The following is a 15473-nucleotide window of genomic DNA, read 5'->3' on the forward strand; positions in this document are numbered from 1 at the left end:
GCGACACGTCACGCCATCTTGACCCCGGCGACATCGCGCTCCACGACGCCCGTCGCGCGCTTCGACAGCGTGTTTACCGGCGTCGTGACCTTGTCGACGACCATGAAATGCGTCTGCCACGCCTCGCGATTGACGTCGCACACGATGTAACCGCGCTGGTCGTTGGCGAATTTGAGCTCGGGATTTTGGCTCAGGAAGACGTCGGTGCCATTGCGCTTGTCGCTGCCATCGCCGCCTGACGAGATCGAGGTCGCAACGAACTCGGCGCCGACCAGCTTGTCCTTGAGCACCAGATCGCCGCAGAAATTCTGATGCTCGTCGCCGGTGAGCACGACATTGTTCTTCAGCCCCGCCATGCGCGACAGGATGCGCTCGCGCGGCGCTTCATAGCCCGCCCAGCTGTCGAGATTGACGATCTTCTTCGGCTCATCGGCCTTCCGCCGCCGGTCGAGCGACATCATCGTGATCTGCTGCGCAAAGGCGTTCCACGTCGCGCCGCCTTTCGCCAGATTGCGGCCGAGCCATTCCTCCTGCGCCTTGCCGAGCACCTGCTTGTCCTTAGCGAACACATCGGGGCAGGTGGGCTTGAACCCGTCGTCGCACGGCTGGTCATCGCGATACTGGCGCGTGTCGAGCAATTGCATCGCCATCAGGTCGCCCCAGCGAAACTCGCGGTTCATCGCGACCATCCCGCCGCGCGGGAGCAGCGCCTTGCGCACCGGCATATGCTCGTACCACGCCTGCATCGCCGCCTGTTTCTTCAGCATGAAGACCTCGGGCGACGCGGCTTCGGGATCGTTGACGTCGAGGCCCAGCTTCCAGTTGTCGACGTCCGACACCCAGTCGTTGCGGATCTCGTGATCGTCGAAACTCGACAGGAAGGCGTGGACCGATCGCGCCGCCTGGAGGTCGATGTCGCCAAGCTGCTGCGCATAGGCGCTCCGGAAATCATTGACGTCGACAAGCGCCCGGTGTGCGTGCTTGCGCACCGGCCGCGTCGGCAGCCCGGTGTTGAACAGATATTCCTCACTATATTCATAGATGAAGTCGCCATAATGATAGACGAAGGCGAGGTCCTCGCGGGCAAGGTGGCGATAGGCGCCGAAAAAGCCCGCCTCGAAATGCTGGCACCCGGCGACCCCGAACTTCAGCGCATCGGCCTTCGCGCCCGGCGCGGGCAGGGTGCGCGCGCGGCCGCGCAGGCTGCGCTCGCCGCCCGCGGTGAAGCGGTAATAGTAAGGCCGGTCGGGCTGGAGGCCCGCGACCTCGACATGGACGCTGTGCGCGAGTTCGGGGCGCGCGAGTTCGGTGCCCTTGGCAACGACGTCGCGAAAGCCGCCGTCGCTCGCGACCTCCCAGTCGACCGGAAAATTCGCCAGCGGCATCCCGCCATGGCGTTCCATCGGTTCGGGGGCGAGGCGCGTCCAGATGACGAAACCGTCGCTCGCCGGATCGCCCGCCGCGACGCCCAGGCTGAACGGAAACTCGCGGAAGATGCCGCCCTCGGCGCGCAGGATCGCCGGGGCGGCAAGGCCGGCGAGGGTGGCCCCGGCAAGGAAATGACGGCGGTTGAACATGGCTGGGCTCCCCGGGGACGAATCACCGCCCCTGATAGCCCAGCCATATGTTTCATCAATGACCGATGCGGGAGGCGATCAGAACCACATCCGCGCCATCCACAGCGCCATTGCGATCATCATCAGATTTTCGGTGAGCGAGACGAAGCCCAGCGGAACCTTGCTGCTGCCGCCGACGCAGGCGCATTTGATATCGCGCTTGTCGATATAGACCGCCTTGAACACCGACGTTGCGCCGATGCCGCCGATGAACAGCGCAACCGGGATCGAAAGCCAGGGGAGCGCGTGTGCGGTCATCAGAACGCCGGCGAGCCCTTCGGCAAAGGGATAGATGCTCGCATAAGGCACCCAGCGCTTCGCGAGCAGGTCGTAATTGAGGAACATGGTCGCGAACTTGTCGACATCCTGCAGCTTGAGCAGCGCGAGGACGATCATGCTGAACGAGATGAACCATTCGGCGGCACGCAGCGTGAAGGCGCTGCCTTCGACCGCGAAGCTTGCCGCGAGCGCCATCAGCGCTGTCATGGCAAAGAGTGCGATCACGGGCGTGTAGCTCGTCGCGTCGGGATCGGCGACCTTCAGCCCGAAATGGCGGCGCAGGTCGTCATGGCCGCCAATCCGAACCCCGTCGATGAAGGTCTGCGGCGTCGTCTTCACGCCATGCTCGGCCTTGAACGCGTCGGTTTCCTCGCGCGTCGTCAGCCAGCGGTCGTCGACGGTGAAACCGCGGCTTTCGAGCAGATGTTTCGATTTGAGGCCATAGGGGCAGGTGTGTCCCGGCATGACCATGCGATGGAGGGTTGCTTGTTTTGTCATGGGGCTCCAATAACATCCGTACCATGGTACGGGGTCAAGCGATGAATTTGACGATTGGCAAATTGGCCGCCGCGGGCGGCGTCGGTGTCGAAACCGTTCGCTACTATCAACGCCGGAATTTGCTGTCCGTTCCAGCACGCAGCGGCGGCGACGGCTGGGGGGCGGGCGTGCGCCGCTATGACGGCGATGACGTCAGGCGGCTGAAATTCATCCGCTCGGCGCAGGCGGCTGGCTTCACGCTCGATGAAATCGGCGAATTGCTGGCGCTGGAAGCGAGCGACGACCGCGCACGGGTGCGCAGCTTGGCACACCAGCGGATCGCGGTGCTCGATGAAAAGATCGCGCAGATGGCCGAAGCCCGCGCCGCGCTGGCCCGCCTTGCCGAGCAATGCGCGGCGAGCGACAAGGGGCCGTGCCCGATTTTGGCGGCGTTCGAACCATAGTCCCCCTCCCGCTTGCGGGAGGGGAGATCGGATCAGCTGTGCAGGAAGTGCATCACGTCGCCGTCGTGCACGACATAGGCCTTGCCTTCGGCGCGCAGCTTGCCCGCTTCGCGCGCCTTCGCTTCGCCGCCCAGCGCGACATAATCGTCATAGGCGATCGTTTCGGCGCGGATGAAGCCCTTCTGGAAATCGCTGTGGATTTCGCCCGCGGCTTCGGGCGCGGTCGCGCCCGTGTGGACGGTCCACGCGCGCGCTTCCTGCGGGCCGACGGTGAAGAAGGTGATGAGGTGGAGCAATTCGTAGCCGGCGCGGATGACGCGCGCGAGGCCGGTTTCGTGCAGGCCCATTTCTTCGAGGAACTCGAGCCGGTCGGCCATGTCCATCGTCACCAGCTCGCTTTCGATCGCGGCGGAGACGACGACGGCCTGCGCGCCCTCGGCGGCGGCCTTGGCGAAGACCTTTTCGGAAAAGGCGTTGCCGTTGGCGGCGCTGCCTTCGTCGACGTTGCAGACGTAAAGGACGGGCTTCGAGGTCAGGAGCTGCGCGGTGCGCAGGACGCGGGCTTCCTCGTCGTCCTTGGGTTCGGTCAGCCTTGCGGGCTTGCCTTCGCGCAGCAGCTCGAGCGCCTGGCCGAGCACCGATGCGGCGATCTTCGCTTCCTTGTCGCCCTGCGCGGCTTTCTTGGCGAAAGCGGGAACGCGCTTTTCGAGGCTTTCGAGGTCGGAGAGCAGCAGTTCGGTTTCGACCGTCTCGGCGTCGGCGACGGGATCGACCTTGTTCTCGACATGCTGGATGTCGTCATCCTCGAAACAGCGCAGGACATGGACGATCGCGTCGACCTCGCGGATGTTGCCGAGGAACTGATTGCCCAGCCCTTCGCCCTTCGACGCGCCGCGCACGAGGCCGGCGATGTCGACGAAGGCGAGCTGCGTCGCGATGATCTTCTTGCTGCTCGCGATCGCCGCCAGCTTTTCGAGCCGTGCATCGGGCACCGCGACGTTGCCGATATTCGGCTCGATCGTGCAGAAAGGATAGTTCGCTGCCTGCGCCGCCGCGGTTTCGGTCAGCGCGTTGAACAGGGTGGACTTGCCGACGTTGGGCAGGCCGACGATCCCGCATTTGAAACCCATAAAAACTCCGTGAGGTTCGGCCTGCCGTGAATGAGGGGCCTGTGTTGCAGCGCCCCTAGCGCCAGATTGCCTCGGGCGCCAGTCTTTGCCGTTGCGTCCGGTTCAGACTTGCGCCTTTATCGCACCAGCCATGACGAAACCCCGCCTCCTCGCCGCCGCCATCCTTCTGACTTTGGGCGCGACCGCCGCAATCGCGGCACCGAGCCGTTTCGAGGAAGGCGTCTTCACCGAACTCAACCGCTTCCGCAGCGATCCCGCGGCCTATGCCGACTATCTGCGCGACTATCGCCCGCGCTTCGAAGGCAAGCTGCTGGTCAGCAACGACGACAGCGAGATCGACATCATGACGCGCGAGGGCGTCGCCGCGGTCGATGAGGCGATCCGCGACCTTCGCCGCGAAAGGCCGCTGCCCGAACTCGAATGGAGCGAGCCGCTGGCGCGTGCGGCGGCGGATCATGTCGCGGTCCAGTCGCGCTCGGGGGCGGTCGGTCATTATACGCGGGGCAGCGGCCCCGGCGAACGGATGAAGGCGCGCGGCGGCGGGCCTTATGTCAACGAAGTCATCACCTATGGGCATCACACGCCCGAAGGCGTCGTCGACCAGTTGCTGATCGACGACGGCGTGCCCGACCGCGGGCATCGCCACAGCCTGCTGCGCGCGACGCACCGCTATGCCGGCATCGCGTGCGGCCGGCATCCGGTGCACCGGACGATGTGCGTGACCTTGATGTCGCAGACGCGCGACGGCTCGCCGCCGCCCCCGCCCAAGCGTACACCCTGACGGCCATCCGCTCCCGCCCGGCGAAGGGAGGGAGCGGACGGCGCGCGATCAGGCGCCGACCGGCTGGCTGTCGGTGCGGCGGACGACGACGGTTGACGAGCGCGGCTGCTGCCCCGCGACCGGCCAATTGCCCGTCGGGTGCTGGATGTTGACGAAGAAGGTCTTGAGGTCGGGCGTATAGGCCAGCCCCGTGATCTCGCAGCCAAGCGGGCCGACGAGGAAGCGCTTCGACTGCTTCGTCACCTGATCGACATAGAACATCGCATTATGACCGAACGCCTGGTCGATCGTCCGTCCAGCGACCCCCGAATTGCCGGGGACGCTATGGTCGGTCTGCACCCACATGCGGCCCTGCGGGTCGATGCGCAGCCCGTCGGGGCTGGAGAAGGTGTCGCCGTTGATGTTGCCGACCAGGTTGCTGCCGCCCGCCGAGAGCGACGGATCGCCCGCGGTCAGGAAGATTTCCCAGCTGAACTTGGTGGCCAGCGGCGAATCGCCTTCTTCGCGGAACTTGATGATGTGCCCGTGGAGGTTGGTGACGCGCGGGTTGGCGGGGTCGACGACGCGGCGGCCGCTGTTGTTGGTCAGCGTGCAATAGATCGCCTTGTTGTCGGGCGCGACGGTCAGCCATTCGGGGCGATCCATCACGGTGCCGCCTGCCACACGCGCCGCCGAGGGCGTATTAATCAGCACATCGGCCTGATTGTTGAAATTGACGATGGTCGGCGCCGGCGGGGTCGTGCTCTGGGTGGTGTTGCCCGGGTCGGACGCACCCGCGGTGAGGCCGTTCTGGCCGACGACGAGCGCGCGCCATTCGCCCGTGCCATTGCCGTTGAAACGCGCGACATAGAGCGTGCCATAGTCGAGCAGGTCGGTGTTCGCCGCCCGGTTTGTCGTGCTGTACGCGCGGTCGGGAACGAATTTATAGATGCAGCCCGGCGTCGAATCATCGCCCATGTAAAAGGCAACGCGGCGATCGGCGTTTGCCATATAAGCAACATTCTCGTGGCTGAAGCGGCCCATCGCGGTGCGCTTCGTCGGCTGCGCCAGCTCGCGCAGCGGGTCGATCTCGACAACCCAACCATAATCGCGCGCGGGCTGCGTCGGGTCGAGATAATTGTCGGTCGTCTCTTCGCAGGTGAGATAGGTGTCCCACGGCGTGCGGCCGCTGGCGCAATTGTTGAGCATGCCCTTGATCGTGCCCGACAACAGGCCCGCGGCGGGGCCGCCGGCGCGATAGCTGCTGTTGCCGGTGTAGCGGCGGTTATAGGTCGATCCGGCCTGCACGGCCCATTTGCCGTCGCTGCCCTTGGCGATTTCGACAACGCCGATCTCGACCGCCGAAAGCGCGAGCGCCTTCTGGTCGGCGGTTGCGGTTGCGGCGTTGTAGTTGCCCGCCATCAGGATGTTGAAGTCGGGATATTCGAAGTTCACCGCGAGGATACCGCGGTTGTTGGCATCGACGCCCGGAAAGGCGAAATATTCCATGCCGTCGTGATTGCCGCCCGCCCATTTCTCGGCGACCGCGGGGGTGGGGAAGCTGCCCGAATAGGCGGTGCCGGCTTCGACCGAATCACCGGCCTTCAGCAGCACGTCGACGGTGTAGCCCGCGGGCACGGTGACCTTGTCGTCCTGGTTCGCGGCGACCGCGGCGAAACTGACGGCATAGCTGACCGGCGGAGGCGTCGGCGTGGGGGTCGGCGTCGGGGTGGGCGTCGGCAGCGTCACGGACGGATCGCCGCTGGTGTCGTCGCATGCGGCGAGCGCCGGCAGGATCGACAGGCCGAACAGGCCGTTGCGGAGCAAGGTCCGGCGCGAGGGATTTTTGGCAACGATCGCTTCCAGGCTGTCAGGCCCCGGAAGAATATCGGTTTCGCCGCGATAAGGCGCGCGGGCGTCGTCGGTAAGATGTGACATGCAGTCCCCCTGTTTTCGGTTGAGCCCCGGACTGGATCGTCCGGATGAGGTGGCGCACCGATTGCAGAGGGAGGTGTCAGCTAGATGGCTTCACCATGTCGGGAGCGTATGATTCCTATGACACTTCAGTGACATGAGGAGCCGTCGGATCAGGCCAGCTGGATCAGGTCAGCCACCGGGCGAAAACACGGACGTCCTGCTGTTCCCAGCCGAGATGCTCGTAAAGGCCCGCGACAGGGTTGCCATCGCGAAGCATCAACTCGACCTTGGGGCAGCCGCGAAGCCGGAGCCATTCGCACGCGGCGTCGAGCAATCGCCGCGCAAGGCCCTGTCCCTGATGGTCCGGTGCGACGCCCAGATAATAAATCCATCCGCGGTGTCCGTCGAAGCCGGTCATGGCGGTGGCGACGATCCGCGCGCCTCGTTCGGCCACAATGACCGTCGACGCTTCATGGCCGAGCGCGCGCAGGAAATCGGCGTCGGGATCGTTCCAGGGGCGCGTCAGGCCACACGCGTCCCAGATCGCGACGACGGCATCGCGATCGGCGGCCATTGCGTCGCGCGTGATGGTCACCCCTGCAGGCGCAGCGCGAGATCGCTCTGGAACCGCACGTCGTCGCCATCGGCGAGCCATTTCGCTTCGGCGGCGATCGCGCCGAGCAGGTCGATCAGCGGTTCCATCTCGCTTTTGTGGTAATTGCCGAGGACATGGCCGGTGACGCGGTCCTTGTGTCCCGGATGGCCGATGCCGATGCGCACGCGGCGAAAATCCTCGCCGATATGCTGGATCATCGAGCGGATGCCGTTATGGCCCGCCGCGCCGCCGCCCTGTTTCACTTTCACCTTCATCGGCGCGAGGTCGAGTTCGTCGTAGAAAGCGGTGACGTCCTGCGGGGTCAATTTATAGAAATCGAGCGCGGCGCGCACGCTGCGGCCGCTTTCGTTCATAAAGGTGCCGGGTTTGAGCAGCAGAATGCGCTGCGATCCGATGCGGCCTTCCTGAACCCAGCCCTGGAATTTCTTTGCGGGCGCCGGAAAGCCGTAAAAATCGGCGATGACATCGGCCGCCATGAAGCCGACATTGTGACGGTGCATCGCATATTGGGGCCCGGGATTTCCGAGGCCGACCCAGAGCTGCATGAGACTGCCTTTCTCAGGGTCTGTCGTCGGCGGCCCCCTCCGCTGGGGAAGGGGGCCGGCCGAACGGGATTAGGCTTCTTCGCCGCCTTCGGCAGCGGCTTCGCCTTCGTCCTTCGTCGTGTCGCCGTCGCTCGACTTGAGCGCCGACGGGGCAACGATGGTGGCGATGGTGAAGTCGCGATCGGTGATCGCGCTTTCGACGCCCTTGGGCAGCGTTACATTGCTGATGTGGATCGAATCGCCCACGTCAAAGCCGGCGACATCGATCGAAATCTCGTCGGGGATCTTGTCCGCGTCGCAGACGAGTTCCAGTTCGTGACGAACGATGTTCAGCACGCCGCCGCGCTTCAGGCCCGGCGAGGCTTCTTCGTTCGCGAACACGACCGGCACCGCGACCTGGACCGTGGCGCCCTTGGCAATCCGCAGGAAATCGACGTGGATCGGGCGATCCTTGACCGGATGGAAAGCGACGTCCTTCGGCAGGGTGCGGATGGTCTTGCCACCCACTTCGACCATCACGACCGAGTTCATGAAGTGACCCGTCATCAGCTGCTTCATCAGCAACTTTTCTTCGACGTGGATCATCAGGGGTTCTTCTTTGCCGCCATAGACAACGGCGGGGACGCGGCCATTACGACGCAGGTCACGCGAGGCTCCCTTGCCTCCGCGTTCGCGCGTCTCGGCCGTCAGCGTCAGCTGATCGCTCATATCATTTCTCCGAGAAACAGTTACACAGTTCCGCCACGCCTCCAGGGATGACCATGACGGAAGCCGGGGCGCTTAGCGGGGAAGCGGCGGAAATGCAAGCGCGACGGCGCTTATTGCACCCGCGTCACCTTCAAGCCGTCCGCCTCGAGCATCGCGGGCACACCGTCGGAGCCGACCAGATGCCCCGCGCCAACCGCCATCAGCACCGTGCCGGGCTGTTCCAGCCGCTTCTGCACCCACGTGCTCCAGCGCCGGTTGCGGTCGGTGATGATCGCCTTGCGCGCCGCGGGAACGGCATCGACATCCTCGTTGACCACCTTTTCAAGCGCCGTCACATCGCCGCGGCCCCACGCGGCGGTGAGCGCGGCGACATCCTTCACCGCCTCGCCCGATTCTTCGGCGGCGCGGGTCAATAGCGCGCGCTGGGTCGCGGCATCGAGCGTTTCGAAGAACATCAGCTGTTCCTCCGCGGTTTCGAGGCCGCCGATCGGTTTGTCCGCCGCTTTGAACCTATCCGACAGGATAGTTTCGACGCCGTCGGACGACGATAGCGCGGCATTTTCCGCAACGCGCCGTCCCATCATCACGACCACCGCCCAATCGTCGAACCCGTCGCCACTGAAGCTGCGGCCGCTCGCTTCGAGCGCGCGATAGCCGATCAGCGCCTTGCCCGAGAGCCGTGCCTCCATTGCGAGCGGGGTGTCTCGCGGCGCGAGCCTTTGGAACACATCCCCCGCGACAGCGAGCTCGGCGGGAGGCAATTCCAGTATCAGTCCGTCGGCGGATCGGATCGCGTTCGCAACCTCGCCATCGTCCCAATCGGTTCCACGCGGCAGGGCATGCATCGTACCGAGCAAGTAGATCCGCGTGTCGTCATCGGCGACCAGCCACATTGCAGGCCGGGCTTGTGACGCGGGCTCGGTGGTGCCACAGCCCATGAGCAGGCACGGCAAAAGGGCCGCCGCAAGGCGGCGACCCCGATGATGCGAAGGGCGGATTGCTCCCCTCAATATTTGACCCGCTTGGCGACGAGGCCGCGGGCCTTCAGATAATCCTGGAGGCTCTTCGCGCCCGCGAGATGCCCCGCTCCGACCGCGACGAACACGGTGCCCGGCTGATCCATCCGTGCCTTCAGCTGATCGGCCCAGCGGGCGTTGCGATCCCACAACAGCGTCGCGGCGAGTTCGGGGGTCGCGGCCAGACTTTCGTTCATCGTCACGGCCAGCGCGTCGGGATCACCCTTTGCCCACTGCCCGACCATCTTGTCGAGTTGCGGCCCAAGCTTGTCGAGATCCTTGACCACCGAATTCAGGAAGGCGATCTGCTGGGTTTCGGGCAGCGTATCGAAAAAGCCCAGCTGTTCTGTCGGCGTTTCAAGACCCGCGACGGGTTTGCCGGTCTTTTTGGCCGAGGCCGTCAACAGCTTTTCGACGCCCTGTTCGGGGTCATAGCCGAGTTTGGTGAGCGGCAGCACCGACAGGGTCATCGCGGGAAACCAGGGTTCGAACATATCGAACTGCGCGGGCGCTATGCCAAGGCTCGCGAGCGCTGCTTGATACGCCTCGAGCTGCGGCGCATCGAGGCGCGACGAGAGCGTCTTGCCGCTCTGGTCGATTGCCAGCGGCATCATCACCTTCAACATTTCGGCCTGGTCTTCGGGCATGACCATTTCGAGCATCAACTCGTCCGATTTGTCGAACGCCGTCTTCACCGCCTCGTCGAACCAGCCGAGGCCGGGCTTCAGCACATGGACGGTGCCGAAGAGATAGATCGTCGTGTCCTTGTCCTTGACGACCCATAGCGCGGGATCGGCATCGGTCGTTGCGGGCGCCGCCGCCTGCTCGGCGGCATGCGCGGCAGGGAGCATCGCGGACGAGGAGAAAGCGACGATCGCGCAAGCGGTGGAAAGCTTCTTGAACCAGGTTTTCATTGGGAAATCACTTTCGTTACGGGCGCTTATGGCCGGATCGAACAGGGAAGGGGAGGGAAAAATATTCAGCGGTATTTAAGCCACAACCAGACGACGACATTGACCGCGAGAGCCCCGACAAACAACAACATGACGTCCGGGGCCGGCGCGAGGCTGGCGCGGTGCAATACCCACCAGGTCGGGGCCGACAGGGTGAATGTGTACCAGGCGGCAAGGCCAGCCCACAGATAGGCATGTTCTTCATGGTCATCGACCGAACGGTGGTAGATGACGAGGCACACTGCGAGGCCGACCGTCCAAAGGATCGCGGCCCCAGTCGCAAATCCCGGCGTCAACGGGGTATCGCCGAGCAATACGAGACCCGCCGTCCCGTTGCTCGGTTCGCCAAGCTGCATGACGGCGCCGATCACCGCGCCGACCAGCAATGCGAGGATGATGCCGGTCGTATAGCGCTTACGGCGCGGCGACATCGGGCGTTTCATGTTTCGGGTCTCAGTCATCGTCGTTTCCTTCGTGGCCGTCGTCGAAAATCTCTTCGATCGGCATTTCGAACAGCCGTGCGAGCTTGAAGGCGAGCGGCAGCGACGGGTCGTACTTCCCCGTTTCGATCGCATTCACCGCCTGCCGCGAGACATCGAGCCGGTCGGCGAGTTCCGCCTGGCTCCAGTTCCGCATCGCGCGCAGCACTTTCAACTTGTTGTTCATCGGCGCCTCGCCAGCATTTCCATCCGAAGGATCACGGCCTTCCCATAGCGCATCAAAATGTCGGGGAAGGGAAATTTTGTCCGGTCCTTCGGGATGGCGGGGATCGGGGGCGACAGGGTCGGATCGTCCTTGGTCAAGCAAGAGACTGGAGCGCCGCCCTTTGGAGGGCGCTCCAGTCCAAGTCGCCGGCCGTCACCGGGGAGGCACGGCGCGAGCGAAACCGTCATTCCCGTCGCTTATCGCGCGGCGCCGATCATCAGCAGCGCGAGCTGGGTGCCGTTCTGTGCGCGGGCGATCGCCTGCTTGGTCTGGGGCTCGGCGCGGGCAAGGACATCCGAAAGGCATGCCGACTGGCGCGCATTTTCCGCAGCGCCGCGAAGGCCGGTGTAGCAGAGGCTGCGCGCGGCGCTCTTCAGCCGGGTGTCGAGGCGCTCGCGATCGGCGGTGCGGGTCAGGTTCAGATCGTCGATGCGGACTTCGACAGCGCGGTTTCCGGTCTCGGCGGCCAGGGCGGGCGCCGCGGCGGCGGTGAGCGAGAGGGCGAGGATCAGGGTGCGGGTCATCATGTCTATATCTCCTTGGATCGACTGGTTCTGGTCAACTCAACCTGTCTTTATGTCAGGTATGCATGACTATATGTCGCGATTCGCTGACTATGTCAATAACACCTTACAAAAAGTTCTGGAGACCTGACTAAGACGCGTCTTTTCGTCGACGAGCGCGCGGCGGGGAGCCTTGACCATGCGCCGCCGCTGGGCCAATGCGGCGGCGATTTTTTGCACCTGCGAAGGAATTGCGGCCGTGGCCGACGGGGCGGACAAGACACCACTCAGCTTTCAGGACATGATCCTGACGCTGCACGCCTATTGGGCGGCGCGCGGTTGCGCGATTCTGCAGCCGTATGACATGCGCGTCGGGGCAGGGACCTTCCACCCCTCGACGACGCTGCGCAGCCTCGGCCCCGAGCCGTGGAACGTCGCCTATGTCCAGCCGAGCCGCCGCCCAACCGACGGCCGCTATGGCGAGAACCCGAACCGGCTGCAGCATTATTACCAGTATCAGGTGATCCTGAAGCCGTCGCCCGCCGACCTGCAGGAACAATATCTGGGCAGCCTCGCCGCGATCGGTATCGATCCGCTGCTCCACGACATCCGCTTCGTCGAGGATGACTGGGAATCGCCGACGCTCGGCGCATGGGGTCTGGGCTGGGAAGTCTGGTGCGACGGGATGGAAGTCACCCAGTTCACCTATTTCCAGCAAATGGGCGGCTTCGACTGCAAGCCCGTCGCCGGCGAGCTCACTTACGGGCTCGAACGCCTCGCCATGTATATCCAGAATGTCGACAATGTGTACGACCTGCGCTTTTCCGACGCGGTCGGCGATGTCGCGGCGGTGAGCTATGGCGATGTGTTCCTCGAGAATGAAAAGCAGTTCTCGAAATGGAATTTCGAGGTTGCCGACACCGACACCTTGTTCGCGGGCTTCAAGGCGGCTGAGGCCGAATGCAATCGCGCGATCGAGGCCGGCGTCCCGCTCGCGGCCTATGACCAGGCGATCGAGGCGAGCCACCTGTTCAACCTGCTCCAGGCGCGCGGCGTGATCAGCGTGCAGGAACGCGCCAATTATATGGCGCGGGTCCGCGACCTCGCAAAGGGCAGCTGCAAAGCGTGGATCGACAGCCAGTCCGAACGCTGGACCGCTAAATATCCGGGGTGGATGCTGTGACCGACTTTCTTCTCGAACTGCGCAGCGAGGAAATCCCGGCGCGGATGCAGGCCGGCGCGCGCGCCGAACTGGAAAAGCTGTTCCGGGCGCAGCTGAGCGCCGCGGGCCTTGAAACGGGCGACCTCACCATCTGGTCGACCCCGCGCCGCCTCGCGCTGATCGCCAAGGGCTTGCCCGAAGCGACCGCCGCGGTCAGCGAAGAACTCAAGGGCCCGCGCAGCAGCGCGCCGCCACAGGCGCTCGAAGGCTTCCTGCGCAAGACCGGCCTGACGCAGGACCAGCTCGAAGACCGCGACGGCGTCTATTTCGCCGTCATCGACAAGCCGGGCCGCGCGACCGCCGACGTGCTCGCCGAGGCGATCCCCGCGATCATCCGCGCCTTCTCCTGGCCCAAGTCGATGCGCTGGGGCAAGGAAAGCGCGAGCAGCGAAAGCCTGCGCTGGGTCCGTCCGCTCTCGGGCATCGTCGCGATCTTCGGCGAAGACCTTGTTGCGTGTGAAGTTAGCGGGATTTCCGCCGGTTTCGCGACGCGCGGCCACCGCTTCCACTGTCCGGGCGAGATCACGATCGGCTCGGCGTCCGACTATGCCGAGAAGCTGCGCGCCTGCCACGTCATCATCGACCATGAGGAGCGGCAGGCGATCATTCGCGACGGCGCCGCGAAGGCCGCCGCCGACGCCGGGCTGACGCTCGTCGAGGACGAGGGGCTGGTGATCGAGAATGCCGGCCTCACCGAATGGCCGGTGCCGCTGCTCGGCCGCTTCGACACCGCCTTCCTCGAAGTACCGCCCGAGGTCATCCAGCTGACGGCGCGCGTGAACCAGAAATATTTCGTCGTGAACGGCAAGGACGGGAAGCTCGCCAACGGTTTCGTCTGCACCGCGAACATCGACGCGGTCGACGGCGGCAAGGAAGTCGTGGCGGGCAACGAGAAGGTGCTTGCGGCGCGCCTTTCAGATGCACGCTTCTTTTGGGAGCAGGATCTCGCCCACCCGCTTGAATCCTATCTTCCGAAGCTTGAATCTATGCTTCTCTACGAGGGTATGGGGTCGCTGCGCGAAAAGGCTGATCGCATCTCCACACTCGCGGGATGGATTGCAGAGCAATATTTCCCCGAGCGTGACCCGGATACAGCGCGCCGTGCCGGCTTGCTTGCCAAAGCCGATTTGGCGACCGGAATGGTCGGAGAGTTCCCGGAGCTCCAGGGTGTCATGGGCAGCTATTATGCTGAACAGGGCGGCGAAAAGCCGGGAACGGTTTCGGCCCTGCAGCAGCAATATGTCGCCGCCGTCGAGGGTTGCATTCCCGCCTGCGTCGCGCTTGCCGACCGTATCGACACGCTGACACTCTTCTTCGCGCGCAACATCAAGCCGACCGGCTCACGGGATCCGTTCGCGCTGCGCCGTGCCGCGCTGCAGACGATCCAGACCGTACTCGTCAACGGCACGCGCCTCAATCTGAAGCGATTGGTTCAGAAGAGCCACGAGATTGCAGTAGCAAATGACGCTATCCGGCAGAATCTGGAAAACCTCGACGGGGCAGCTGTTTCGGTCGAGTTGCTCGATTTCTTCGCTGACCGCCTCAAAGTCCAGCAACGCGAAGCCGGCGTTCGTCACGACCTGATCGACGCCGTGTTCGCACTCGGCGGGGAAGACGATCTTGTTCGTCTGCTCGCGCGCGTGAAGGCGTTGCAGGCGTTCATGGCGACCGAGGACGGCACTAACCTGCTCGCGGGCTACAAGCGCGCGGCGAATATCCTGAAGCAGGCGGGCGAGGTGAGCGGTACCGCTGCCGCGACGCCGCCGACCGATGCCGACGCCGCACTGCTCGCCGCGCTCGACACCGCCGAGCCCGCAGCCGCCGCCGCGGTCGCCGAGGAACGTTTCACCGGCGCGATGGCGGCGCTCGCCAGCCTCCGCGCCCCGATCGATGCTTTCTTCGACGGCGTGATGGTCAACGACCCCGACGAGGCGGTCCGCGCTTATCGCCTTGGCCTGCTGTCGCGTTTCACCGGCGCGGTGCACGGCGTCGCCGATTTCTCGAAGATCGAGGGATAGGCGCGGCTGCGCGCGGGAAGGGGTGCCATGAACGAAACGCATCTCGTCTGGATTTTTGCGGTCGGCTTTCCGCTGTTCTTTGTCGCGATGTGGCTGCTCGTTACGCGCGTCCTGTCGTTCGTGGGGTGGTCGAAATATCTGCCCGCCTTTGCGTGGGATCGCCCGATCCCCGCCGATGCGCGGCGCTTTTCGTGGGCGACGATGGTCATCGGCCGCTTTCCGGGCGGCGTCAGCTACAAGAATGCGATGAACATCTGGCTCGACCAGCGCGGCATCTATCTTCGCCCGCCGCTCTTCTTTCGCCTCTTTCACCCGCCGCTGCACATCGGCTGGGACCAGATCGCGGCGATCGAGCCGCGCAAGACGCTGTGGATCAAAGCCTGGTCGCTCGCCTTTCGGCGCGACGTGCCGATTTTGACCTTCGGCGGCGGCGCGGGGCAGGCAATTTTCGACCATTGGCAGGCCCGTCATGGAGGCAGGCCAGCCTGACACCGCTAAAGCAAAACTGAGTCGACCCGGTTGCGGTTCGACCCTATTCCCCGCC

At 64.6% G+C, this 15473-nt stretch carries 17 protein-coding genes; 5 read left to right on the forward strand and 12 right to left on the reverse strand.

Translation table 11 applies throughout. From position 1 onward, the window contains the following. Positions 1–8: 8 nt before the first annotated feature. Positions 9–1577 carry an alkaline phosphatase D family protein gene (locus tag FG91_RS11040; protein ID WP_037514952.1) on the reverse strand — a complete coding sequence of 523 codons (1569 nt, stop codon included), beginning with the start codon at positions 1575–1577 and terminating at the stop codon, positions 9–11. Between the two features lie 78 nt (positions 1578–1655). After that, on the reverse strand, positions 1656–2393 hold the full coding sequence (locus FG91_RS11045; protein ID WP_037514954.1) for a glutaredoxin family protein: 738 nt from the start codon (positions 2391–2393) through the stop codon (positions 1656–1658). A gap of 41 nt (positions 2394–2434) precedes the next feature. On the opposite strand from FG91_RS11045, the gene FG91_RS11050 reads away from it, so the two are divergent. Beyond that, on the forward strand, positions 2435–2836 hold the full coding sequence (locus tag FG91_RS11050) for a MerR family transcriptional regulator (RefSeq protein ID WP_037514956.1): 402 nt from the start codon (positions 2435–2437) through the stop codon (positions 2834–2836). Between the two features lie 32 nt (positions 2837–2868). Here FG91_RS11050 and ychF read toward each other — a convergent pair whose 3' ends face one another. Beyond that, on the reverse strand, positions 2869–3966 hold the full coding sequence (ychF, locus tag FG91_RS11055) for a redox-regulated ATPase YchF (protein ID WP_037514959.1): 1098 nt from the start codon (positions 3964–3966) through the stop codon (positions 2869–2871). 130 nt (positions 3967–4096) lie between these two features. Between ychF and FG91_RS11060 the strand changes: the two genes are divergently transcribed. Beyond that, positions 4097–4747 (forward strand): CAP domain-containing protein, encoded by a 651-nt coding sequence (locus tag FG91_RS11060; RefSeq protein WP_037514961.1) that lies wholly within the window; start codon positions 4097–4099, stop codon positions 4745–4747. Between the two features lie 48 nt (positions 4748–4795). Here the strand turns inward: FG91_RS11060 and FG91_RS11065 are convergent, their stop codons facing one another. The 9 genes from FG91_RS11065 to FG91_RS11105 all read right to left on the reverse strand — a co-directional run bounded on the left by FG91_RS11065 (position 4796) and on the right by FG91_RS11105 (position 11713). Then, entirely contained in the window at positions 4796–6664 is a 1869-nt protein-coding gene (locus tag FG91_RS11065; protein WP_037514963.1) for a PhoX family protein, read from the reverse strand. Between the two features lie 163 nt (positions 6665–6827). Next, positions 6828–7217, reverse strand: coding sequence for a GNAT family acetyltransferase (locus FG91_RS11070; RefSeq protein WP_052187548.1), 390 nt, complete (start codon positions 7215–7217; stop codon positions 6828–6830). A 17-nt stretch (positions 7218–7234) separates the two neighbouring features. Further along, positions 7235–7804: an aminoacyl-tRNA hydrolase gene (pth, locus tag FG91_RS11075; RefSeq protein WP_037514965.1), complete on the reverse strand. Its 570-nt coding sequence runs from the start codon at positions 7802–7804 to the stop codon at positions 7235–7237. Positions 7805–7873: 69 nt separating this feature from the next. Then, a complete protein-coding gene (locus FG91_RS11080; RefSeq protein ID WP_037514966.1) occupies positions 7874–8512 on the reverse strand; it encodes a 50S ribosomal protein L25/general stress protein Ctc in 639 nt (212 codons plus the stop codon). Between the two features lie 110 nt (positions 8513–8622). After that, a complete protein-coding gene (locus FG91_RS11085) occupies positions 8623–9405 on the reverse strand; it encodes a TraB/GumN family protein (protein ID WP_235212013.1) in 783 nt (260 codons plus the stop codon). A gap of 113 nt (positions 9406–9518) precedes the next feature. Further along, positions 9519–10442 (reverse strand): TraB/GumN family protein, encoded by a 924-nt coding sequence (locus FG91_RS11090; protein WP_037514969.1) that lies wholly within the window; start codon positions 10440–10442, stop codon positions 9519–9521. Between the two features lie 65 nt (positions 10443–10507). Next, on the reverse strand, positions 10508–10942 hold the full coding sequence (locus tag FG91_RS11095; protein WP_152568083.1) for a hypothetical protein: 435 nt from the start codon (positions 10940–10942) through the stop codon (positions 10508–10510). Next, positions 10935–11147, reverse strand: coding sequence for a helix-turn-helix transcriptional regulator (locus tag FG91_RS11100; RefSeq protein ID WP_037514970.1), 213 nt, complete (start codon positions 11145–11147; stop codon positions 10935–10937). Before FG91_RS11100 ends, FG91_RS11095 begins: the two co-directional genes overlap by 8 nt. Positions 11148–11383: 236 nt before the next feature. Then, entirely contained in the window at positions 11384–11713 is a 330-nt protein-coding gene (locus FG91_RS11105; protein ID WP_037514972.1) for a UrcA family protein, read from the reverse strand. A 277-nt stretch (positions 11714–11990) separates the two neighbouring features. Between FG91_RS11105 and FG91_RS11110 the strand changes: the two genes are divergently transcribed. From FG91_RS11110 to FG91_RS11120, 3 genes are read left to right on the forward strand one after another with little or no spacing between them, the layout of a single operon-like run. Further along, entirely contained in the window at positions 11991–12872 is an 882-nt protein-coding gene (locus FG91_RS11110) for a glycine--tRNA ligase subunit alpha (RefSeq protein WP_052187550.1), read from the forward strand. Beyond that, positions 12869–14929, forward strand: a complete 2061-nt coding sequence (gene glyS / locus FG91_RS11115) for a glycine--tRNA ligase subunit beta (RefSeq protein WP_037514973.1) — start codon at positions 12869–12871, stop codon at positions 14927–14929. Before FG91_RS11110 ends, glyS begins: the two co-directional genes overlap by 4 nt. 27 nt (positions 14930–14956) lie before the next feature. Next, entirely contained in the window at positions 14957–15418 is a 462-nt protein-coding gene (locus FG91_RS11120; RefSeq protein WP_037514975.1) for a hypothetical protein, read from the forward strand. The last annotated feature ends 55 nt before the right edge of the window (positions 15419–15473 follow it).

Source organism: Sphingopyxis sp. LC81 (assembly GCF_000756375.1).
In the GTDB taxonomy this organism is placed as follows: domain Bacteria; phylum Pseudomonadota; class Alphaproteobacteria; order Sphingomonadales; family Sphingomonadaceae; genus Sphingopyxis.